The 22,960-nt window shown below is 34.2% G+C and carries 20 protein-coding genes, 2 tRNA genes and 2 rRNA genes; 23 read left to right on the forward strand and 1 reads right to left on the reverse strand.

Translation table 11 applies throughout. The annotated features are described in order from the left end of the window. Window positions 1-23: 23 nt before the first annotated feature. From csoR to JX000_RS03830, 3 genes are all read left to right on the forward strand, one after another. Window positions 24-317, forward strand: a complete 294-nt coding sequence (gene csoR / locus JX000_RS03820; RefSeq protein ID WP_002451638.1) for a copper-sensing transcriptional repressor CsoR — start codon at window positions 24-26, stop codon at window positions 315-317. A gap of 10 nt (window positions 318-327) precedes the next feature. Beyond that, window positions 328-495 carry a heavy-metal-associated domain-containing protein gene (locus JX000_RS03825; RefSeq protein ID WP_206140901.1) on the forward strand — a complete coding sequence of 56 codons (168 nt, stop codon included), beginning with the start codon at window positions 328-330 and terminating at the stop codon, window positions 493-495. A gap of 178 nt (window positions 496-673) precedes the next feature. Beyond that, window positions 674-811 (forward strand): Lmo0850 family protein, encoded by a 138-nt coding sequence (locus JX000_RS03830; RefSeq protein ID WP_002451636.1) that lies wholly within the window; start codon window positions 674-676, stop codon window positions 809-811. Between the two features lie 142 nt (window positions 812-953). On the opposite strand, the gene JX000_RS03835 is transcribed toward JX000_RS03830, so the two are convergent. After that, on the reverse strand, window positions 954-2,144 hold the full coding sequence (locus JX000_RS03835; protein WP_049425344.1) for an FtsW/RodA/SpoVE family cell cycle protein: 1,191 nt from the start codon (window positions 2,142-2,144) through the stop codon (window positions 954-956). Between the two features lie 358 nt (window positions 2,145-2,502). Here JX000_RS03835 and JX000_RS03840 point away from each other — a divergent pair, with 358 nt between their 5' ends. The 20 genes from JX000_RS03840 to JX000_RS03935 all read left to right on the forward strand — a co-directional run bounded on the left by JX000_RS03840 (window position 2,503) and on the right by JX000_RS03935 (window position 22,899). Further along, entirely contained in the window at window positions 2,503-3,573 is a 1,071-nt protein-coding gene (locus tag JX000_RS03840; RefSeq protein ID WP_206140902.1) for a D-alanine--D-alanine ligase, read from the forward strand. Window positions 3,574-3,588: 15 nt separating this feature from the next. Next, window positions 3,589-4,950 carry a UDP-N-acetylmuramoyl-tripeptide--D-alanyl-D-alanine ligase gene (locus JX000_RS03845; RefSeq protein WP_206140903.1) on the forward strand — a complete coding sequence of 454 codons (1,362 nt, stop codon included), beginning with the start codon at window positions 3,589-3,591 and terminating at the stop codon, window positions 4,948-4,950. Window positions 4,951-5,248: 298 nt separating this feature from the next. Then, the gene (gene cshA, locus JX000_RS03850; protein ID WP_015364831.1) at window positions 5,249-6,778 is read left to right on the forward strand and encodes a degradosome RNA helicase CshA; all 1,530 of its coding nucleotides are present in this window, start codon (window positions 5,249-5,251) and stop codon (window positions 6,776-6,778) included. Between the two features lie 197 nt (window positions 6,779-6,975). Further along, entirely contained in the window at window positions 6,976-7,449 is a 474-nt protein-coding gene (locus JX000_RS03855) for a PH domain-containing protein (RefSeq protein ID WP_002451631.1), read from the forward strand. Next, entirely contained in the window at window positions 7,442-8,968 is a 1,527-nt protein-coding gene (locus JX000_RS03860; RefSeq protein WP_206140904.1) for a PH domain-containing protein, read from the forward strand. Before JX000_RS03855 ends, JX000_RS03860 begins: the two co-directional genes overlap by 8 nt. Then, the gene (locus JX000_RS03865) at window positions 8,955-9,452 is read left to right on the forward strand and encodes a PH domain-containing protein (protein ID WP_002451629.1); all 498 of its coding nucleotides are present in this window, start codon (window positions 8,955-8,957) and stop codon (window positions 9,450-9,452) included. The genes JX000_RS03860 and JX000_RS03865 overlap by 14 nt, the downstream gene beginning before the upstream one ends. 32 nt (window positions 9,453-9,484) lie before the next feature. Beyond that, on the forward strand, window positions 9,485-9,859 hold the full coding sequence (gene acpS / locus JX000_RS03870; protein WP_206140905.1) for a holo-ACP synthase: 375 nt from the start codon (window positions 9,485-9,487) through the stop codon (window positions 9,857-9,859). A 51-nt stretch (window positions 9,860-9,910) separates the two neighbouring features. Further along, window positions 9,911-11,059 carry an alanine racemase gene (gene alr / locus JX000_RS03875; RefSeq protein WP_002451627.1) on the forward strand — a complete coding sequence of 383 codons (1,149 nt, stop codon included), beginning with the start codon at window positions 9,911-9,913 and terminating at the stop codon, window positions 11,057-11,059. A 91-nt stretch (window positions 11,060-11,150) separates the two neighbouring features. After that, complete coding sequence (gene mazE, locus JX000_RS03880; protein ID WP_002451626.1) at window positions 11,151-11,321, forward strand: type II toxin-antitoxin system antitoxin MazE; 171 nt, start codon at window positions 11,151-11,153, stop codon at window positions 11,319-11,321. Further along, complete coding sequence (locus tag JX000_RS03885; RefSeq protein ID WP_002451625.1) at window positions 11,318-11,680, forward strand: type II toxin-antitoxin system PemK/MazF family toxin; 363 nt, start codon at window positions 11,318-11,320, stop codon at window positions 11,678-11,680. Before mazE ends, JX000_RS03885 begins: the two co-directional genes overlap by 4 nt. A gap of 326 nt (window positions 11,681-12,006) precedes the next feature. Continuing rightward, window positions 12,007-13,008, forward strand: coding sequence for a SpoIIE family protein phosphatase (locus JX000_RS03890; RefSeq protein WP_075778711.1), 1,002 nt, complete (start codon window positions 12,007-12,009; stop codon window positions 13,006-13,008). Between the two features lie 94 nt (window positions 13,009-13,102). Further along, window positions 13,103-13,429, forward strand: coding sequence for an anti-sigma factor antagonist (locus tag JX000_RS03895; RefSeq protein WP_002466754.1), 327 nt, complete (start codon window positions 13,103-13,105; stop codon window positions 13,427-13,429). 1 nt (window position 13,430) lies between these two features. Next, window positions 13,431-13,910 carry an anti-sigma B factor RsbW gene (gene rsbW, locus JX000_RS03900; RefSeq protein ID WP_206140906.1) on the forward strand — a complete coding sequence of 160 codons (480 nt, stop codon included), beginning with the start codon at window positions 13,431-13,433 and terminating at the stop codon, window positions 13,908-13,910. Continuing rightward, the gene (gene sigB / locus JX000_RS03905; protein ID WP_002451621.1) at window positions 13,885-14,655 is read left to right on the forward strand and encodes an RNA polymerase sigma factor SigB; all 771 of its coding nucleotides are present in this window, start codon (window positions 13,885-13,887) and stop codon (window positions 14,653-14,655) included. Before rsbW ends, sigB begins: the two co-directional genes overlap by 26 nt. Window positions 14,656-14,867: 212 nt before the next feature. Then, window positions 14,868-17,018, forward strand: a complete 2,151-nt coding sequence (locus tag JX000_RS03910; protein ID WP_206140907.1) for a Tex family protein — start codon at window positions 14,868-14,870, stop codon at window positions 17,016-17,018. After that, window positions 17,011-17,469, forward strand: coding sequence for a SprT family protein (locus JX000_RS03915; RefSeq protein WP_124227710.1), 459 nt, complete (start codon window positions 17,011-17,013; stop codon window positions 17,467-17,469). Before JX000_RS03910 ends, JX000_RS03915 begins: the two co-directional genes overlap by 8 nt. Window positions 17,470-17,743: 274 nt before the next feature. Further along, window positions 17,744-17,829, forward strand: a tRNA-Leu gene (locus tag JX000_RS03920). A 23-nt stretch (window positions 17,830-17,852) separates the two neighbouring features. Continuing rightward, a tRNA-Gly gene (locus JX000_RS03925) sits at window positions 17,853-17,926 on the forward strand. Between the two features lie 118 nt (window positions 17,927-18,044). Further along, a 16S ribosomal RNA gene (locus JX000_RS03930) occupies window positions 18,045-19,597 on the forward strand. A 380-nt stretch (window positions 19,598-19,977) separates the two neighbouring features. Then, window positions 19,978-22,899 (forward strand): 23S ribosomal RNA (locus JX000_RS03935). Together the 16S and 23S rRNA genes with 2 tRNA genes alongside form the textbook arrangement of a ribosomal RNA operon. Window positions 22,900-22,960: the final 61 nt, after the last annotated feature.

Raw genomic sequence — 22,960 nt, forward strand, 5'->3', positions numbered from 1 at the left:
AAATCAATAAAGAGGTGACTCAAGTGACAGAACAAGATCATGCGCATCACTCTGAACAAAGTAAAGCAAATTTAAAATCGAGATTAAACCGTATTGAAGGTCAAGTGAGAGCTATTAATCGAATGATAGAAGAAGATGTATATTGCGATGATGTGTTAACTCAAATCAGAGCTACACGTTCTGCATTAAATAGCGTAGCTACTAAATTATTAGAACAACATATGAAAAGTTGTATTGCAGAAAAAGTTAATCAAGGACATCAAGAAGAGGCAATGGAAGAGCTACTCGTTACTTTTCAAAAACTTATGAAAGATTGAGGGATATTAAGTGCAACAAAAAATTGTTTATACAGCTGGTATAGAAACACAAGAACAATCTGAATCTGTAAAAAATCTTTTAACTGAAATGATAGGTGTATATCAAGTTGAAATCGATATCAATACTGGAAACATTTCAATAGAATTTGAAACACCTGCGAATTTAAATAGTATTTAAAAAGAAATTTATGATGCTGGATATAAAGTCCTCTATTGATAATACGCAAATTCAGTTTATTGAACATATTTTTAAGTTATAAAAAGTAAAGATTATATTAAATTTTAAAAATCATGTAGTAAAGTAGTCTGAATTGGGGTATGATTAGTTATGAAGTCAACCAAACGAGGTGTTATTAGTGAAGAATTCAGAGAAAATTCAAAATGTAGTCAGTTTATTATCATCATTAGGTGTAAATATTAAAAAAACTAAATCTCGTTTAGACATTATTAATACGTTACCTACAACAAATCAAATCAGTCACGAATGTAAATAAGTGAACTTGATTTAGGATTTTGGTTAGTAAGTGCACTTAAATTGTAAATGTGAGTCGAGTCGTCGTTTCAAAAGGGCGATTTTTTAGTAAAGAAATAGAGTCAGTCCTTTCACGGACTGACTCTATTTTTATTTGATATAAATTATTCTTTTGAAGTTTCATATTTTTTAGGTTCATGATAATAAATGGATAAGATGACACCAATTCCAGTCATTAAACTCCATAATGAGCTACCACCATAACTAATGAATGGTAAAGGAATACCAGTAATTGGTAACAATTGAACTGTCATTCCAATATTTTGTAAAACATGGAAAACAATTAGTGATACATATCCTATAATGAATACTTTATTATATTGATCATTAATCCGACTAGCTAATCTAATTAAATGAAAGACTAAAATTAAAAATAACAAAATGAGAATAACTGATCCTATGAATCCCATTTCTTCGCCTATCACAGAGAAAATAAAATCGGTATGATTTTCAGGTATATAAACTTCACCATGATTATAACCTTTACCAAATAGTTGACCTGAACCAATGGCCTTTAGTGATTCGGTTAAATGATAACCATCTCCACTACTATATGAGTATGGATCCAACCATGAATTGATTCGTCCCATTTGATACATCTTTATACCTAATAAATTTTCTATTAATGATGGTTTGAAAAGAATAGTAAGTATAATTGACGAACCAATTACGATTGCCGCAATGAAGATAGGTGCAAGTAATCTCCATGTAATACCACTAACTAGCATGATTCCGGCAATGATTGCACAAATAACCAACGTTGTTCCTAAATCATTTTGTAATAAAATCAACGCCATTGGAATAATAGAAACACCTATGATTTTGAAAAATAATGTCAAATCAGATTGAAATGACTTGTTAAAAGTAAATTGATTATGTCGTGCCACTACTTTAGATAAAGCCAATATAAGTATAATTTTCATAAATTCAGAAGGTTGAATACTAATTGGTCCAAAGCTATACCAACTTTTGGCACCATTAATAACTGGTGTGATAGGTGTTTCAGGTAATATTAAAAGTCCTAATAATAAAATACAAAAAATTCCATAAAGCAAATATGTATAATTTCTTATTTTTTTAGGTGAAATAAACATAATTATTATGGCCATTATTGCGCCTAGAATATAGTACATTATTTGTCTGATTCCAAAGTTAGCACTATATTGTCCACCGCCCATGGCAGAACTAATTAATGTAACACTTAATATAGCTAACAATGTAATGATTGCTACTAAAATCCAGTCTACTTTAAGTAGCCAATGTTTGTTAGGCTGTTGACGGGATGAATATTTCATAATTTACTCCTTTTACTACACGTGATGAGATATTTGGTAATGAATTATCAATATTGATAATCATTCATCTATCATCCATAATTATATAACGATTTTACATGACTTTATAGAAATTTGCTAGAATATCAAGTCCAAATGAACTAACCATTTTATTTCAAATGATATATTTAGAGTGAAGATTGGTTAGGTTAAGTAACTTTTCCATTTATATTAATAGATTATAAAATGCAAAAGTCCTATCAAATATGATAATATTAAGTTTCAGAGAAGACTTTGTATATTAAAAATACATATATTTAAAAGTAGATATTAAAATGATAAGACGTTATTCCATAGCGTTTATTGGAGGAAAAACGAAATGACAAAAGAAAATATTTGTATCGTTTACGGAGGAAAAAGTGCAGAACATGATGTATCAATCTTAACTGCCCAGAATGTATTAAATGCGATTGATAAAGATAAATATCAAGTTGATATTATTTATATAACAAATGACGGTGAATGGAAGAAACAAGATAACATCACTAGTGAAATTGAATCAACAGAGGATTTAAGAATCGATAATATTCCTACCGGTGAAATTTCTCAATTATTAAGTAAGGGAAGTTTAGGACAATCATATGATGCTGTGTTTCCATTATTACATGGCCCAAATGGAGAAGATGGTACAATTCAAGGATTATTCGAAGTGCTCGAAATTCCTTATGTAGGAAATGGTGTTTTAGCAGCATCAAGTTCAATGGATAAACTAGTTATGAAACAATTGTTTGAACATAGAGGGTTACCACAATTACCATACATTAGTTTCTTAAGAAGTGAATTTGAAAAATATGAGAATAATATTCTTAAATTAGTTAATGATAAATTAAGTTACCCAGTATTTGTTAAACCTGCAAACTTAGGTTCAAGTGTAGGTATTAGTAAATGTAATAATGAAGATGAATTAAAATCAGGTATTAAAGAAGCATTCCAATTTGACCGTAAATTAGTGATAGAACAAGGTGTTAATGCACGTGAAATAGAAGTTGCAGTTTTAGGCAATGACTATCCTGAAACAACATGGCCAGGTGAGGTTGTTAAAGATGTAGCGTTTTATGATTATAAATCAAAATATAAAGATGGAAAAATACAATTACAAATCCCTGCAGATTTAGATCAAGATGTACAAATGACTTTAAGAAATATGGCATTAGAAGCATTTAAAGCTACGGACTGTTCAGGTTTAGTACGTGCAGATTTCTTTGTTACTGAAGATAATCAAATTTATATTAATGAAACAAATGCAATGCCAGGTTTTACGTCTTTTAGTATGTATCCAAGTCTATGGGAAAACATGGGTCTTTCATATGCAGATTTAATTGCAAAATTAATAGATTTAGCTAAAGAAAGACACGAAGATAAAAAGAAAAATAAATATAAAATAGATTAAACGAGGTTGCTTGAAATGATTAACGTAACATTAAAACAAATTAAGGCATGGATTGATTGTGAAATAGATGAGCAATATCTTCATCAATCAATTCAAGGTGTCACAATTGATTCCAGAGCGATAAAAAAAGACATGTTATTTATACCTTTTAAAGGTGAAAACGTTGACGGTCATCGTTTCGTTGAACAAGCACTCAAAGATGGAGCAGGTGCATCATTTTATCAAAAAGATGTATCACTGCCCAAGGATATAGAAGGACCTATTATATGGGTAGACGATACGTTGCAAGCATTACAAGATTTAGCTAAAGCATATTTAAAATATGTTAATCCAAAGGTCATTGCTGTGACAGGTTCCAATGGTAAAACAACAACTAAAGATATGATTGAATGTGTACTTAATACAGAGTTTAATGTGAAAAAGACACAAGGTAACTACAATAATGAGATTGGTATGCCTTTAACTATTTTAGATTTAGATAAAAACACTGATATTTCTATTTTAGAAATGGGAATGTCAGGATTCCATGAAATTGAATTATTATCTACTATTGCTGAACCAGACATTGCTGTAATTACTAATATTGGTGAGTCACATATGCAAGATTTAGGTTCACGTGAAGGCATTGCTCAAGCTAAATCAGAAATAACAATTGGCTTAAAATCAAATGGTACATTTATCTATGATGGTGATGAACCTTTGTTAAAACCGCATGTCGAACAAATTAAAGAAGCTAAATGTATTAGCATTGGGTTAGAACAAGGCAATTCATTAGTATGTAGTGTAAATGATCAAGTTGAAACAGAAGGCATTGCATTTACAATTAATCATCAACAAGAATATGAATTACCTATATTAGGTATTCATAATATGAAAAATGCTGCTATTGCCATTGCAGTAGGGCAAGAATTAGGACTTTCGTATAAAACAATTCAACACAATATCAAACGTGTTAAATTAACAGGCATGAGAATGGAAGTTCATGAAACAGAACAACAAGTTACTGTCATTAATGATGCATATAATGCAAGTCCAACAAGTATGAAAGCTGCTATAGATACGTTAAGTAACATGAATGGACGAAAGATTATTGTGCTTGGTGATGTTCTTGAATTAGGTGACAATAGTCAACGTATGCATGAAGAAGTCGGAACTTATTTACAGAATAAACACATCGATCAATTAATTACATTTGGTAGTGAAGCAACATTTATACACAATACAGGTAAGTCATATGTTGATGAAGCACATCATTTTAATGATAAAGAAAAACTTATTTCTTATATGACACATATCGTTCAACCAGATGATAACGTCTTAATTAAAGGTTCAAGAGGTATGAAATTAGAAGAAGTAGTAGATGCATTAATTAAATAATGCTTTATGTTATTGTAGTAAGACTCATGTTAATTTCTCATATAATTGGGAATAACATAGTAGTCTTATTATTTTTATTTAAAAAATAAAATATATTTATGAAACGCTTCCAAATTATATAAAACACCAGTTTAAAAGGAAAAATTTCATAATAAAAGGACATGATTCACCACGATATGCCAACTGCTTTATTGCTATAATAAATGTTAGGTGGTACTATTAAGAAGTTGATAAAACATAAATGAACATATATGCAAAAAAGTATATTGAGAAATAAACATGTAAAAGGAGAATTATTTTGCAAAATTTTAAAGAACTAGGGATTTCGGATAAAACGGTTCAAACACTTGAATCTATGGGGTTTAAAGAGCCAACTCCTATCCAAAAAGATAGTATCCCTTATGCGTTAGAAGGACATGACATCCTTGGACAAGCACAAACAGGTACTGGTAAAACGGGTGCGTTTGGTATACCTTTAATTGAAAAGGTTGTTGGAGAACAAGGTGTTCAATCGTTAATTCTAGCGCCTACTAGAGAATTAGCTATGCAAGTTGCAGAGCAATTAAAAGTATTTAGTAAAGGTCAAAACGTACAAGTTGTTACGGTATTTGGTGGTATGCCAATCGAGCGCCAAATTAAAGCCTTGAAAAAAGGACCACAAATCGTAGTAGGTACACCAGGACGTGTCATTGACCATTTAAATAGACGTACATTAAAAACTAACGATATTCACACACTTATCTTAGATGAAGCGGATGAAATGATGAACATGGGATTCATCGATGATATGAGATTCATCATGGATAAAATCCCGGCTGAACAACGTCAAACGATGCTTTTCTCAGCTACTATGCCAAAAGCTATTCAAACGTTAGTACAACAATTCATGAAAACACCAAAAATTATTAAAACAATGAATAATGAAATGTCTGATCCACAAATCGACGAATATTATACAATTGTTAAAGAATTAGAAAAGTTCGATACTTTCACTAATTTCTTAGATGTACATCAACCAGAACTAGCTATTGTGTTCGGTCGTACAAAACGTCGTGTAGATGAGTTAACAAGCGCGTTACTTTCTAAAGGTTATAAAGCTGAAGGTTTACATGGTGACATTACGCAAGCTAAACGTTTAGAAGTATTGAAAAAATTCAAAAATGATCAAATTGACATTCTTGTAGCAACTGACGTAGCGGCACGTGGTTTAGATATCTCTGGCGTTAGTCATGTTTATAACTTTGATATCCCTCAAGATACTGAAAGTTACACGCATAGAATCGGACGTACTGGTCGTGCTGGTAAAGAAGGTATCGCTGTTACTTTTGTAAATCCAATCGAAATGGATTATATTCGTCAAATCGAAGATGCTAACAATAGAAGAATGACTGCTTTAAGACCACCTCATCGTAAAGAAGTATTGAAAGCACGTGAAGACGATATTAAAGAAAAAGTACAAAACTGGATGTCTAAAGACAATGAACCTCGTTTACAAAGAATTTCAACTGAACTACTTGAAGAGTACAATGATGTTGAGTTAGTTGCATCATTATTACAAGAGTTAGTTGAAGCTAATGATGAAGTTGAAGTTCAATTAACTTTTGAAAAACCACTTTCACGTAAAGGTCGTAATTCAAAAGGTAATAATAACTCTAGAAGAGGCAATAATAAACGCGGTGGCGGTAAATTTGATAACAAAAATAGACGTTCATCAAAAGGTTTTGCTTCTAAGAAAAACGGTAACAAAAAATTTGACCGTAAAGATAAATCATCTCAAGGGTCAAACAAGACAATGAAAGGTCGCACATTTGCTGACCATCAGAAATAATTAATTTATCAATACTCAATATATTTGTATTAAAAATAGAGCATACATTTAGCTTCGGTTAAATGTATGCTCTATTTATTTGTTTCTAAAATATACTAAAGTAATTTGGGTTTAAAGAACGTTAATAAGTAATGAGGAGCATTTAGAAGGTAATTTGTCTATGATATAATGTGACTAAAATGAAAAGGAGCTTATTGATGGATAATACATTTCATAAAAGTCCCAGAAATACATTGACATACTATTTTTTAACTTCAGGGCTTAACTTGATTATTGAAATTATTATTTTTACAATTCTATTTTATTTATGGAATCAATTTAATTGGTGGCACTTTATCATATACATATATTTTCTTTTATGGGGGATAAGTTTAATTAGATTCTTTTACGTTCCTGTTGTAAATTATCACTTTTTATATTATCGAATTCATCATAATATTTTAGAGGTGAAGTCTACTTTTTTCTTTAAACGTCAAGACATCACTAAAGTAGAAAGACTTCAATTTTTACAAATTAGAACTAACCCACTAGCTAAATTATTTAAAATTAATGAAATTTCATTTGTTTCTGCAGGTCATTCGATTGAATTACCATTTGTTTCTGAAAAGGAAGCAGAATATATAGAAGATCAAATTTTTAGTCAATTGAGGGGAGCTGAATATGATGTTTAGCCCACAAAAATTACACCCTATTTCTTATATATCAGGCTTAATTGAAGCGTTCAAACAAAATATTATTGTAATTATTGTATTTTTAGTTTTTAACTTTAAAGACTTTGATTTTACTAATATTCGTGAGTATATTGTACCGGCAGTGTTGTCTATATTTTTCTTAATATCGTTTATTGGACAAATATTGAAAGTGTATCAGACAAGATATTGGATTGAAAATAACCACTTTATATTAACAACGGGCATATTTAACAAAGAACGTAAAGAGTTAGATATCAGTCGTATTCAATCTGTAGACACTTCACAAAGTATGATTAATCAAATAGTAGGTGGTGTGCAATTACAAATAAAAACACCAAGTGATGGTATAGAATTATCAACTATATCCAAATCACAAAGTATTGAATTAGAACATACAATCAAAAATATTCAAACTCAGTTAGATAATTCTCAGATTGAAATAGAAACAAATGATTTTCATAATACTGAAGAGAATAATGAATTACATAAGAAAGAATCATTTAATGAGGAACCCAAAAAACGTCGTGTATTTAAGTTATCAATCAGAGATTTAATTTTAATGTCATTAACAAGTGGTGCTATAGGAATCGCAATAGCAACTATTTCACCTATCATAGGTAGTGTGTCCAATATCATTCCGTGGAAAAGTATTACTGAAGAAATGACTCATTTGGCTAATGCCATTGTATTAATCGTAAGTATCATCATTGGAGTGATATTAGTTGCGAGTTATATTATAGGTGCAATTATCAATTTCATTAAATATTTCGGATATACACTAACACAAGAAAATCATCAATTGAAAATTCAATATGGTTTGTTTACTAAAAAGAACGTTACCGTACCTACAGAGCGTATTCAAGCAGTTGTCGAACATCAATCATATATTAGAAAGTTATTCGGTTTTACAGCTATACACGTATTGATTACGAGTGATTTTGAAGAGAAGATGGAAGATGATTCAACTGTAGGTGGAAATATAATGATTATTCCATTCATAAAGAGTAAAGAGGCATATAGAATCATTAAGGCATTAATTCCAGAAGTGGAGTTCAAGCCTGCTCATATCGGTATGCCTTGGAGAGGTTTTCATAGACATTTTTTAATCCCTTCGTTGGTATTAATCTTAATTGGTATTATAGGACTATATTATTGGTCAGCTTGGGCTTTATTTATAGTTTGTATAATGATTTTAGCACTAATTATTGAAGCATTACTTTATATTCATTTGTCTGGATTTCAACTTGAAAATGACGAAATGACAGTACAGAAAGTGAACTTGTTTAGTATTAAAAGATACTATTTAAAATACGATAAAATTATTGGAATGGAAATTAAAACTCATCCATTTTTAATAAGAAATCATTTAGGTAATTTCAACTTCTTAATTTCTAAAGGTGCTTCAAATCAAACAATTGGATTAAAATTCTCAGATGAAAAATCAATAGAAACCCTTAAAACATGGTATGTAGGAGGTGATCAACGTGTCGAATTATAATTATATGGATGTTAATGCTAAGAAATCTATGGTTTTAGCTAATTCTATTTTGTTGATCATACTTTTTCTTATTTTGATTTGTATTCTAATTCTAAATTGGAAATTTTTACATTTAACAGATAACTGGTCAATCGCTATTGGAGGTATAACACTCTTTATTGTATGCAGTATTACAATGTTATTCGTTATACCAACATTTAGATATAAGAATTTCAGATATAAAATAAAGAATAACGAGATACATGTGAGAAAAGGGATTATCTTTATTAATACTAATATTATACCGTTTTTTAGAATTCAAAATATTGATATAAGCGAAGGCTTTATTATGAGAAAATATCAACTAGCTACAGTCACTTTATCAACAGCAGGAGGTAACTCTGAATTATTACTTATAAACAAAGAAAAAGCTGAAGAAATCAAACATTTAATTAAAGAAAGACGAAATAGTGAAAATCTAAATCAAAATGATGTAAAATTATAAGAATAGAATGATAAAAGATAACGAGGCGTCCTATGATATATGGTATTGGATTAGATTTAATAGAAATTGAGAGAATAAAAAATGTTTATAATAAGCAAAATCAAAAGTTTGTTGAACGAATTCTATCTAAAGAAGAGCAAATCAAATTTAATAGTTTTTCACAACAAAAAAGAAAAATTGAATATCTTGCGGGAAGATTTGCTACTAAAGAAGCGTTTAGTAAAGCTTTAGGAACTGGATTAGGGAAAACAATAGCATTTCATGATATCAACTGCTATAACGATTATCTAGGCAAACCATGCATAGACTATAGTGGTTTTCGAGTTCATGTGAGTATTACCCACACTGAAAATTACGCGATGAGTCAAGTTCTTTTAGAGAAACAAGATGATAATCATGATGTGTGAACTAACTCATTTGTATTTATGTTGTTAGGTTTTAAAGGAGGTAATGACATTATGTCAGAAAAATTTTACAGATCGACGTATTTAAATATAGATTTGAATGCAATCTTATCTAATTATCAAACTTTTGATAAATTGCATGCTAATAAGACTGTTATATCAGTCATTAAAGCCAATGGATATGGTTTAGGTAGTGTTAGAATTGCACAACACTTAATGGAAAATGGTGCTTCATTTTTTGCAGTTGCAACATTAGACGAAGCAATAGAATTACGTATGCATGGCATTAAAGCTAAAATTTTAATTTTAGGAGTAATTCCGCCTAAAGATATTAATAAAGCTATCCAACACCGTGTCGCATTGACAGTCCCTTCAAAATCTTGGTTAAAAGAATCCATTAAGAACATATCAGATGAAAATGAGAAAGCACTTTGGTTACATTTAAAACTTGATACAGGTATGGGTAGACTAGGTATGAAAGATGTTGAAGAATACAAAGAAGTTGTAGATATTATTAGTAAATATGACCAACTTGTATTTGAAGGTGTATATACTCATTTTGCATGTGCTGATGAACCTGGAGACGATATGGCTACACAATATCAAAAATTCAAAGAACTTGTAGAACAAGTAGAAAAACCACATTATATACACACACAAAATTCAGCAGGTTCTCTATTAATGGATGGTCAGTTCTGTAATGCGATTCGTTTAGGTATATCACTATACGGATATTATCCTTCTGAATATGTGAAAGAAAACGTTAAAGTACATTTGAAACCAAGTGCACAATTAGTGAGTGAAATTGTACAAACAAAAACATTGAATGTTGGTGATTCTGTAAGTTATGGCAGTACTTATACTGCAACGGAACCAACGAGAATAGCTGTATTACCAATTGGCTATGCAGATGGTTATTTACGTTCTATGCAAGGGTCATATGTCAATGTGAACGGTCAACAATGCGAAGTAATAGGAAGAGTATGTATGGATCAAACGATGGTCAAAATTCCAGATACAGTAAAAGTCGGAGATAAAGTAATTCTGTTAGATAACCATGTAGATACAGAACAATCTGTTGAAGCATTAGCTAAGCAGCAAAATACAATAAATTATGAAGTTCTATGCAATTTATCAAGACGATTACCACGCATTTATCACATAGAAGATAATACAGAGATATCTAATGAATTATTAAAATAAGTATAGTCACTGATTTCAAAATTTGTTATTATTAAGTTAAATTAAGAAATCTTAATAATGCAACTTTTGGAATCAGATGGAGGTTCTTTGTATGTTATCTTTTAATCAAAATAGAAGTTACAGTTTAGAGCAATCTTTAAAAGAAGGTTATGCACAAATGGCTGATTTAAATCTCTCCCTAGCAACCGAAGCTTTTCCTATTGAATGTGAAGCGTGCGATTGCAATGAAACATATTTAACTTCTAATGCTAAGAATGAATGATTAGAAGAGGAGACGTTTATCTAGCGGATTTATCGCCTGTTCAAGGGTCAGAACAAGGGGGAGTGAGACCCGTAGTCATTATTCAGAATGACACAGGTAATAAATATAGTCCCACTGTAATTGTAGCTGCAATTACTGGAAGGATTAATAAAGCTAAGATACCTACACATGTTGAGATTGAAAAGAAAAAGTACAAACTTGATAAGGATTCAGTCATTTTACTAGAACAAATTCGTACTTTAGATAAAAATCGTTTGAAAGAAAAACTCACATATTTGTCTGATAACAAAATGAAAGAAGTAGATTACGCCCTAGACATCAGTCTAGGTTTACATAATTTCAATCATTCTAAGACATAATTAATTGTATGTATTATTCCAATACAAATAAAATAATGAGATCAAAGACAATAACTTTATAATAATTACAACTGCTTAAATATATATAAATAGATTTATTTATAACGTTGAGCATTTAGTTTTTAACATTTTATGAGCAATGATAGTTATTTCGAAGTATTATTTATTATAAAAGGATGTCTTAAGTTTTACGGCTTTAGGTATTCCATTCCTAAAGTCTTTTTTAGATGTATCGAGGTTTTAGTCTTTTTTACTAATTATAAAGAAAGATATTTTGATTGAACGTTAGAAACTGAGCGTTGAAGTCGTATTGAGGAGGCAAAATCGTGGAAGAATTTAAAAAAGATTATAAAAAATTGATTGATGAAAGTTTAAGCACGAATAATAAAACTCAATTAATAAAAAAGTGTGAAGAGTTTACTAATGAAGTTATAAAAAAGGACATTTTGCCAGAAGATATTGTTGAAATACATAAAAATTATATATCTTCATTAAACGTTACTGATCACGAAGCGCTTGATACTTTAGATGTCCTTCAAGAAGTAGTTAAAGGATTTGGTTACAGTTATAGAGATTATCAAAAATTAGTAAACAAACTTCAATACCACGATAAAGAAATAGATCTAGCTTCTAGACTTCAACAAACTATGTTGAAAACAGATATTCCTCAATTCGATAGTATTCAAATTGGTGTAATATCAGTTGCAGCTCAAAAGGTAAGTGGAGATTATTTTAACTTAATAGATCACAATGATGGTACTATGAGTTTTGCAGTTGCAGATGTCATTGGAAAAGGTATACCGGCTGCTTTAGCAATGAGTATGATAAAGTTCGGTATGGACTCATATGGACATTCTCAATTGCCAAGTGAAGGGTTAAAGAGGCTCAATAGAGTTGTCGAAAAAAACGTCAACCAAAATATGTTTGTTACAATGTTCTATGGTTTGTATGAAGAAATGAACCATTTATTATATTGCAGTTCAGCTGGTCATGAACCAGGTTATGTATATAGAGCCGAAACTGAAGAGTTTCAAGAAATTGAAGTAAGAGGCCGTGTTTTAGGTGTTAATCAACAAACTAGATATAGTCAGCAGGAAATACCAATCTATATTGATGATTTGGTGATTATATTTACTGATGGAGTCACAGAAGCAAGAAATAAAGAAGGCGAATTCATCCAGAAAGATACTTTATTAAATTTAATCAAGAAATATAAACATATGCACCCTCAAGATATTGTTCAAATTATTTATGAAGCAATATTAAAAGTACAAAATCCTAATAAAAAAGATGATATGACTATTTTAATTATTAAAAGAGTAAATTAATTTTTATTTTATGATTAAGCAACGTTGACTTTGGGTATAATTATTCTTGAATAGTAAACTAGAAGATTTGAAATATAATTAGGAGTGTAACCAAATGAATCTTAATATAGAGACTGTCACACATGATACATATTATGAAGTTAAAGTTGGCGGAGAATTAGACGTTTATACAGTACCTGAGTTAGAAGAAGTGTTAGTACCAATGAGACAGGAAGGTACACACGATATTCATGTAAATTTAGCAAATGTTAGTTATATGGACTCAACAGGTTTGGGTCTTTTTGTAGGCACACTTAAAGCATTAAATCAAAACGGTAAAGATTTATATATTTTAGGCGTTTCTGACCGTATAGGAAGATTGTTTGATATTACCGGATTAAAAGATTTAATGCATGTTAATGAAGGAACGGAGGTAGAGTAACATGCAATCTAAACAAGATTATATTGAAATGCGGTTACCAGCTTCTGCCGAATATGTAAGTTTAATTAGATTAACATTATCTGGAGTGTTTACTAGAGCAGGTGCATCATATGATGATATAGAAGATTCAAAAATTGCTGTAAGTGAAGCAGTTACGAATGCAGTCAAACATGCATATAGACATAATCCCGAAACAGGCATGATTAATTTGTGCTTTGAAGTCTTTGAAGATAAAATTAAGATTGTGATTTCAGATCAAGGTGAAAGCTTTGATTATGAGACAACTAAATCTAATTTAGGGCCTTATAATGATAACGAAAATATAGATTTCTTACGTGAGGGTGGATTAGGATTATTCTTAATCGAGTCACTAATGGATGAAGTAACTGTTTACAAAAAGTCTGGTGTTACTATAAGTATGATTAAGTATATAAAAAAAGAGCAGGTGCGAAATAATGACGAAAGAGTCGAAATCAGTTAATGATGTATCACCTGAACAGATTAACCAATGGATTAAAGAACACCAAGAAGACCAAAATAGCGGAGCTCAAGATAAGTTAGTAAGGCACTATCGTAAACTAATTGAATCATTAGCTTATAAATATTCTAAAGGTCAATCACATCATGAAGATTTAGTTCAAGTGGGAATGGTTGGTTTAATAGGTGCTATAAATAGATTTGATTTGTCATTTGATCGAAAATTTGAAGCATTCCTAGTGCCAACTGTTATTGGTGAAATAAAAAGATATTTAAGAGACAAAACATGGAGTGTTCATGTACCTAGACGTATAAAAGAAATAGGTCCACGCATAAAGAAGGTAAGTGATGAACTTACAAATGAATTAGAACGTTCACCTTCAATAAGTGAAATTGCTGCTCGTTTGGAAGTTACAGATGAAGAAGTACTTGAAGCTATGGAAATGGGCCAAAGCTATAATGCATTAAGTGTAGACCATTCAATTGAAGCGGACAAAGACGGGTCTACAGTTACCTTATTAGATATTATGGGTCAACAAGATGATAATTATGATCTTACAGAAAAGCGCATGATACTTGAAAGAATTTTACCAATATTATCTGACAGAGAGAAAGAAATCATTCAGTGTACATTCATTGAAGGATTAAGTCAGAAAGAAACTGGTGAGCGTATAGGACTAAGCCAAATGCATGTGTCTAGATTACAGCGAACTGCAATTAAAAAGTTGCAAGAAGCAGCTAAACAATAAATATTTAAAAATAGTTAACATTAATATTTATAAGGTTATTATTTCTTTAGTCAGAAGCCACACAATAATGTGAGGTACTGTTGAAGAAATAGTAATCTTATTTTTGTTTTTATACTTATAATACTTGATAATAAGAGTATTAGTATTAATAATTACAGAAAGCAACTATGTTAAAATAAAAAGATAAATTAAAGAAAAAGTGTGGTAGAACTATGGACAATCATTTAATAAAATCAATTATTGAAAAATATAATTTTTCAGAAAAACAAATCACTTCAGTATTAAAACTTTTAGAAGATAAAAATACCGTTCCGTTCATTGCGAGATATCGTAAAGAACAAACTGGTGGTTTAGATGAAGTAGAAATTAAACAAATATCAGATGAATATCAATACATGGTCAATTTACAAAAAAGAAAAGAAGAAGTTATTCATAGTATTGAGCAACAAGGTATGCTAACTAATGAATTAAAAAACAATATTCTTAAACAAACTAAATTACAACGTGTTGAGGATTTATATAGACCTTATAAACAAAAGAAAAAAACACGTGCCACTGAAGCGAAAAGAAAAGGTTTAGAACCTTTTGCTACTTGGTTGTTACAGCCTAAACTAAATGAAAATGTTGAATCAAAAGCTCAAATGTTTATTAATGAAGAAATAAAAGGCGTTGAAGAAGCTATTCAAGGTGCACAAGACATCATTGCAGAGCAAATTTCTGACAACCCTAAATATCGTTCAAGAATATTAAAAAATGTATATCAACACGGACAAATCGTAACTACTAAAAAGAAAAAAGCTGAAGATGAAAAAGAAATATTCTCTATGTATTATGATTATGCAGAACCGATTAAAAAGATAGCTAATCATAGGGTTTTAGCCGTTAATAGAGGAGAAAAAGAAAAAATATTATCTGTAAAAATAGAATTTGATACAGAACAAGTAGAAAAAGACATCGAAAAACAAGAAATAAAAGGTGAAAATGAAGCGACAGAAATTGTAAGAAATGCAATTAAAGATAGTCTCAAGAGATTAATAATGCCTTCTATTGAACGAGAAATCAGAGGCGATTTAACAGAAAAAGCTGAAAACCATGCTATAGATGTTTTCAGTGAGAATTTAAGAAACTTACTATTACAACCGCCGATGAAAGGGAAGCAAATACTAGGTGTAGATCCAGCTTTTAGAACAGGATGTAAACTAGCGGTTATTAATCCATATGGCACATTTGTGGCTAAGAATGTGATATATCCACATCCTCCAGTGAATAAAATTGAACCAGCTGAAAAAATAGTAGTAAAAATGATTAATGATTATGATGTTCAATTAATTGCAATTGGAAACGGTACGGCTAGTAGAGAAACAGAACAATTCATCGATAATGTAATTAAGAAATATAATCTTAATGTGCAATTTATTATAGTAAATGAAGCAGGTGCGTCAGTATATTCAGCATCAGAAATTGCGCGTGCAGAATTTCCTGATTTCCAAGTTGAAGAAAGAAGTGCCGTTTCAATAGGAAGAAGGGTACAAGATCCTTTAAGTGAATTAGTCAAAATAGATCCAAAATCAATAGGGGTAGGTCAATATCAACATGACGTGAACCAAAAAGAATTAGAGAAAGCACTAACATTTGTTGTCGAAACAGCAGTAAACCAAGTTGGCGTAGATGTTAATACGGCTTCACGTTCATTATTACAATATGTATCAGGACTTTCATCACAAATTGCACAAAATCTAATAGAATATAGAGAAGAAAATGGCGCTATTAAACATCATAAAGATATTGCTAAAGTTAAGCGTCTAGGTGCCAAGACATTCGAACAAAGTATAGGTTTCATGAGAATTGTAGATGGTTCAGAACCGTTAGATAATACATCTATCCATCCAGAAAGTTATGAAGTAACATATGAATTACTAAACCAATTAAATCTTAAAGTTGAAGATGTAGGTAGTGAAACATTAAAAAGCACATTAGATTCAATTGATGTACATGAAATTGCTGATCAATTAAATATAGGTATACCAACTTTAGAAGATATTATAAAATCTTTAAAAGCACCAAATAGAGATCCACGTGATGAATTTGAAACACCAATTTTAAAATCAGATGTTTTATCAATAGAGGATCTATCAGAAGGAATGAAACTCAGTGGAACTGTTAGAAATGTTGTAGATTTTGGAGCATTTGTTGATATTGGCGTCAAACAAGACGGACTTGTCCATGTCTCAAAACTATCAAAAAAATTCGTGAAGAACCCTATGGACATCGTAAGTGTAGGAGATATTGTCGATGTTTGGATACTTAGCATAGATACACAAAAAGATAAAGTTTCATTGACGATGATTAATCCATATGAATGATCAGGAATTACAAAGTTTAGTATGTGATATTTCCTTAAGATATTTTAAAATCCCATTTAAGCATAATGCGTATTTTAATAAACGCTTAAGGACAACTGGCGGTAGATATTTACTAAAAACACATGATATAGAAATTAATCCAAAACAATATGAGCATTATGGTAAAAAAGCCATTATCGATATTATAAAACATGAACTTTGTCATTATCATTTGCATATTTTAGATAAAGGTTATAAACATAAAGATCGAGACTTTAAAAATTTAAGTGCAAAAGTTGGTGCACCAAGATATTGCAGTCCAACTCAATCATATGAAACACGTGCTAACTATGAATATATTTGTACTAATTGTGGTACAAAATATTTAAGAATAAAAAAAGTAAATATAAGTATCATGAGATGTGGCAAATGCGGTGGAAAATTAAGGTTAAATAGAAAAAAGGTTAATTAAATCATTATAAATCTAAGAGTAAATAGATATGAATTTGAGGGAGAGTACTATTAAGAAAATTAATTAAGTGCTCTCTCTTTATATTTCAAATAAGTATTGACATTACTTTTACAATGATTTATTATAAATAGCGTTGCATTAATAAATTAGCAAACATTACAAGATAATTAATTTTATTAATTTAATGTTAAAAAGTTATTGACATCGTTTAATAAATGATTTACAATTTATTATGCTATTGAGAAATCGATAAACTTTTGAATGCGTTTTGCCAGCGGTCGTGGCGGAATGGCAGACGCGCTAGGTTGAGGGCCTAGTGGGAGAAATCCCGTGGAGGTTCAAGTCCTCTCGGCCGCACCAAAATAACTTTTGAAGTTATATATGCGGGTGTAGTTTAATGGCAAAACCTCAGCCTTCCAAGCTGATGTTGTGGGTTCGATTCCCATCACCCGCTCCATGATTTATTTAAATGAACATTGAAAACTGAATGACAATATGTCAACGTTAATTCCAATAATGTAACGAAAGTTACAACAATTAATTTAGTTTTATGAGCTAATCAAACATCATAATTTTTTATGGAGAGTTTGATCCTGGCTCAGGATGAACGCTGGCGGCGTGCCTAATACATGCAAGTCGAGCGAACAGATAAGGAGCTTGCTCCTTTGACGTTAGCGGCGGACGGGTGAGTAACACGTGGATAACCTACCTATAAGACTGGGATAACTTCGGGAAACCGGAGCTAATACCGGATAACATATTGAACCGCATGGTTCAATAGTGAAAGGCGGCTTTGCTGTCACTTATAGATGGATCCGCGCCGTATTAGCTAGTTGGTAAGGTAACGGCTTACCAAGGCAACGATACGTAGCCGACCTGAGAGGGTGATCGGCCACACTGGAACTGAGACACGGTCCAGACTCCTACGGGAGGCAGCAGTAGGGAATCTTCCGCAATGGGCGAAAGCCTGACGGAGCAACGCCGCGTGAGTGATGAAGGTCTTCGGATCGTAAAACTCTGTTATCAGGGAAGAACAAATGTGTAAGTAACTGTGCACATCTTGACGGTACCTGATCAGAAAGCCACGGCTAACTACGTGCCAGCAGCCGCGGTAATACGTAGGTGGCAAGCGTTATCCGGAATTATTGGGCGTAAAGCGCGCGTAGGCGGTTTTTTAAGTCTGATGTGAAAGCCCACGGCTCAACCGTGGAGGGTCATTGGAAACTGGAAAACTTGAGTGCAGAAGAGGAAAGTGGAATTCCATGTGTAGCGGTGAAATGCGCAGAGATATGGAGGAACACCAGTGGCGAAGGCGACTTTCTGGTCTGTAACTGACGCTGATGTGCGAAAGCGTGGGGATCAAACAGGATTAGATACCCTGGTAGTCCACGCCGTAAACGATGAGTGCTAAGTGTTAGGGGGTTTCCGCCCCTTAGTGCTGCAGCTAACGCATTAAGCACTCCGCCTGGGGAGTACGACCGCAAGGTTGAAACTCAAAGGAATTGACGGGGACCCGCACAAGCGGTGGAGCATGTGGTTTAATTCGAAGCAACGCGAAGAACCTTACCAAATCTTGACATCCTTTGACCGCTCTAGAGATAGAGTTTTCCCCTTCGGGGGACAAAGTGACAGGTGGTGCATGGTTGTCGTCAGCTCGTGTCGTGAGATGTTGGGTTAAGTCCCGCAACGAGCGCAACCCTTAAGCTTAGTTGCCATCATTAAGTTGGGCACTCTAAGTTGACTGCCGGTGACAAACCGGAGGAAGGTGGGGATGACGTCAAATCATCATGCCCCTTATGATTTGGGCTACACACGTGCTACAATGGACAATACAAAGGGCAGCTAAACCGCGAGGTCAAGCAAATCCCATAAAGTTGTTCTCAGTTCGGATTGTAGTCTGCAACTCGACTACATGAAGCTGGAATCGCTAGTAATCGTAGATCAGCATGCTACGGTGAATACGTTCCCGGGTCTTGTACACACCGCCCGTCACACCACGAGAGTTTGTAACACCCGAAGCCGGTGGAGTAACCATTTATGGAGCTAGCCGTCGAAGGTGGGACAAATGATTGGGGTGAAGTCGTAACAAGGTAGCCGTATCGGAAGGTGCGGCTGGATCACCTCCTTTCTAAGGATATATTCGGAACATCTTCGTAGAAGATGAAGGAATAACATTGACATATTGTATTCAGTTTTGAATGTTTATATAACATTCAACATATCTTCTTTTTCAAAGAAAGCGATTCGCAGACAATGCGTTGAGTTACTTTAAAGCGGAGTTTACTAGAGTAAATGGGTATTTAAAGTAATGATAACAAAGCAGTATGCAAACGCTTGACTGGAAATAGAACTTGTACATTGAAAACTAGATAAGTAAGTAAAACAGATTTTACCAAGCAAAACCGAGTGAATTAGAGTTTTAAAGCTTGAATTCATAAGAAATAATCGCTAGTGTTCGAAAGAACACTCACAAGATTAATAACGCGTTTCCTGTAGGATGGAAACATAGATTAAGTTATTAAGGGCGCACGGTGGATGCCTTGGCACTAGAAGCCGATGAAGGACGTTACTAACGACGATATGCTTTGGGGAGCTGTAAGTAAGCGTTGATCCAGAGATTTCCGAATGGGGAAACCCAGCATGAGTTATGTCATGTTATCGATATGTGAATACATAGCATATCAGAAGGCAGACCCGGAGAACTGAAACATCTTAGTACCCGGAGGAAGAGAAAGAAAAATCGATTCCCTGAGTAGCGGCGAGCGAAACGGGAAGAGCCCAAACCAACAAGCTTGCTTGTTGGGGTTGTAGGACACTCTATACGGAGTTACAAAAGTATATATTAGACGAATCATCTGGAAAGTTGAATCAAAGAAGGTAATAATCCTGTAGTCGAAAATATATACTCTCTTGAGTGGATCCTGAGTACGACGGAGCACGTGAAATTCCGTCGGAATCTGGGAGGACCATCTCCTAAGGCTAAATACTCTCTAGTGACCGATAGTGAACCAGTACCGTGAGGGAAAGGTGAAAAGTACCCCGGAAGGGGAGTGAAAGAGAACTTGAAACCGTGTGCTTACAAGTAGTCAGAGCCCGTTAATGGGTGATGGCGTGCCTTTTGTAGAATGAACCGGCGAGTTACGATTTGATGCAAGGTTAAGCAGCTAATGTGGAGCCGTAGCGAAAGCGAGTCTGAATAGGGCGTTTAGTATTTGGTCGTAGACCCGAAACCAGGTGATCTACCCTTGGTCAGGTTGAAGTTCAGGTAACACTGAATGGAGGACCGAACCGACTTACGTTGAAAAGTGAGCGGATGAACTGAGGGTAGCGGAGAAATTCCAATCGAACTTGGAGATAGCTGGTTCTCTCCGAAATAGCTTTAGGGCTAGCCTCAAGTGATGATTATTGGAGGTAGAGCACTGTTTGGACGAGGGGCCCTTCTCGGGTTACCGAATTCAGACAAACTCCGAATGCCAATCAATTTAACTTGGGAGTCAGAACATGGGTGATAAGGTCCGTGTTCGAAAGGGAAACAGCCCAGACCACCAGCTAAGGTCCCAAAATATATGTTAAGTGGAAAAGGATGTGGCGTTGCCCAGACAACTAGGATGTTGGCTTAGAAGCAGCCATCATTTAAAGAGTGCGTAATAGCTCACTAGTCGAGTGACACTGCGCCGAAAATGTACCGGGGCTAAACATATTACCGAAGCTGTGGATTGTCCGTAGGACAATGGTAGGAGAGCGTTCTAAGGGCGTCGAAGCATGATCGCAAGGACATGTGGAGCGCTTAGAAGTGAGAATGCCGGTGTGAGTAGCGAAAGACGGGTGAGAATCCCGTCCACCGATTGACTAAGGTTTCCAGAGGAAGGCTCGTCCGCTCTGGGTTAGTCGGGTCCTAAGCTGAGGCCGACAGGCGTAGGCGATGGATAACAGGTTGATATTCCTGTACCACCTAGTATCGTTTTAATCGATGGGGGGACGCAGTAGGATAGGCGAAGCGTGCTATTGGATTGCACGTCCAAGCAGTAAGACTGAGTGTTAGGCAAATCCGGCACTCATAAGGTCAAGCTGTGATGGGGAGAGGAAATTGTTTCCTCGAGTCGTTGATTTCACACTGCCAAGAAAAGCCTCTAGATAGATAACAGGTGCCCGTACCGCAAACCGACACAGGTAGTCAAGATGAGAATTCTAAGGTGAGCGAGCGAACTCTCGTTAAGGAACTCGGCAAAATGACCCCGTAACTTCGGGAGAAGGGGTGCTCTTTAGGGTTAACGCCCAGAAGAGCCGCAGTGAATAGGCCCAAGCGACTGTTTATCAAAAACACAGGTCTCTGCTAAACCGTAAGGTGATGTATAGGGGCTGACGCCTGCCCGGTGCTGGAAGGTTAAGAGGAGTAGTTAGCTTCTGCGAAGCTACGAATCGAAGCCCCAGTAAACGGCGGCCGTAACTATAACGGTCCTAAGGTAGCGAAATTCCTTGTCGGGTAAGTTCCGACCCGCACGAAAGGCGTAACGATTTGGGCACTGTCTCAACGAGAGACTCGGTGAAATCATAGTACCTGTGAAGATGCAGGTTACCCGCGACAGGACGGAAAGACCCCGTGGAGCTTTACTGTAGCCTGATATTGAAATTCGGCACAGCTTGTACAGGATAGGTAGGAGCCTTTGAAACGTGAGCGCTAGCTTACGTGGAGGCATTGGTGGGATACTACCCTAGCTGTGTTGGCTTTCTAACCCGCACCACTTATCGTGGTGGGAGACAGTGTCAGGTGGGCAGTTTGACTGGGGCGGTCGCCTCCTAAAAGGTAACGGAGGCGCTCAAAGGTTCCCTCAGAATGGTTGGAAATCATTCATAGAGTGTAAAGGCATAAGGGAGCTTGACTGCGAGACTTACAAGTCGAGCAGGGTCGAAAGACGGACTTAGTGATCCGGTGGTTCCGCATGGAAGGGCCATCGCTCAACGGATAAAAGCTACCCCGGGGATAACAGGCTTATCTCCCCCAAGAGTTCACATCGACGGGGAGGTTTGGCACCTCGATGTCGGCTCATCGCATCCTGGGGCTGTAGTCGGTCCCAAGGGTTGGGCTGTTCGCCCATTAAAGCGGTACGCGAGCTGGGTTCAGAACGTCGTGAGACAGTTCGGTCCCTATCCGTCGTGGGCGTAGGAAATTTGAGAGGAGCTGTCCTTAGTACGAGAGGACCGGGATGGACATACCTCTGGTGTACCAGTTGTCGTGCCAACGGCATAGCTGGGTAGCTATGTATGGACGGGATAAGTGCTGAAAGCATCTAAGCATGAAGCCCCCCTCAAGATGAGATTTCCCAACTTCGGTTATAAGATCCCTCAAAGATGATGAGGTTAATAGGTTCGAGGTGGAAGCGTGGTGACACGTGGAGCTGACGAATACTAATCGATCGAAGACTTAATCAAAATTTATGTTTTGCGACGCAAAATCATTTTACTTACTATCTAGTTTTGAATGTATAATACA

It is taken from the genome of Staphylococcus sp. SB1-57, from assembly GCF_017086425.1.
GTDB lineage: Bacteria > Bacillota > Bacilli > Staphylococcales > Staphylococcaceae > Staphylococcus > Staphylococcus warneri_A.

Bases quoted from the DNA above. Each gene is read 5' to 3' on its own strand.
- JX000_RS03910 (WP_206140907.1), top strand. From the start codon at position 14,868: ATGGACAATCATTTAATAAAATCAATTATTGAAAAATATAATTTTTCA.
- sigB (WP_002451621.1), top strand. From the start codon at position 13,885: ATGACGAAAGAGTCGAAATCAGTTAATGATGTATCACCTGAACAGATT.
- rsbW (WP_206140906.1), top strand. From the start codon at position 13,431: ATGCAATCTAAACAAGATTATATTGAAATGCGGTTACCAGCTTCTGCC.
- JX000_RS03855 (WP_002451631.1), top strand. From the start codon at position 6,976: ATGGATAATACATTTCATAAAAGTCCCAGAAATACATTGACATACTAT.
- JX000_RS03895 (WP_002466754.1), top strand. From the start codon at position 13,103: ATGAATCTTAATATAGAGACTGTCACACATGATACATATTATGAAGTT.
- mazE (WP_002451626.1), top strand. From the start codon at position 11,151: ATGTTATCTTTTAATCAAAATAGAAGTTACAGTTTAGAGCAATCTTTA.
- JX000_RS03835 (WP_049425344.1), bottom strand. From the start codon at position 2,144: ATGAAATATTCATCCCGTCAACAGCCTAACAAACATTGGCTACTTAAA.
- JX000_RS03845 (WP_206140903.1), top strand. From the start codon at position 3,589: ATGATTAACGTAACATTAAAACAAATTAAGGCATGGATTGATTGTGAA.
- JX000_RS03860 (WP_206140904.1), top strand. From the start codon at position 7,442: ATGTTTAGCCCACAAAAATTACACCCTATTTCTTATATATCAGGCTTA.
- JX000_RS03885 (WP_002451625.1), top strand. From the start codon at position 11,318: ATGATTAGAAGAGGAGACGTTTATCTAGCGGATTTATCGCCTGTTCAA.
- JX000_RS03915 (WP_124227710.1), top strand. From the start codon at position 17,011: ATGAATGATCAGGAATTACAAAGTTTAGTATGTGATATTTCCTTAAGA.
- JX000_RS03840 (WP_206140902.1), top strand. From the start codon at position 2,503: ATGACAAAAGAAAATATTTGTATCGTTTACGGAGGAAAAAGTGCAGAA.
- alr (WP_002451627.1), top strand. From the start codon at position 9,911: ATGTCAGAAAAATTTTACAGATCGACGTATTTAAATATAGATTTGAAT.
- acpS (WP_206140905.1), top strand. From the start codon at position 9,485: ATGATATATGGTATTGGATTAGATTTAATAGAAATTGAGAGAATAAAA.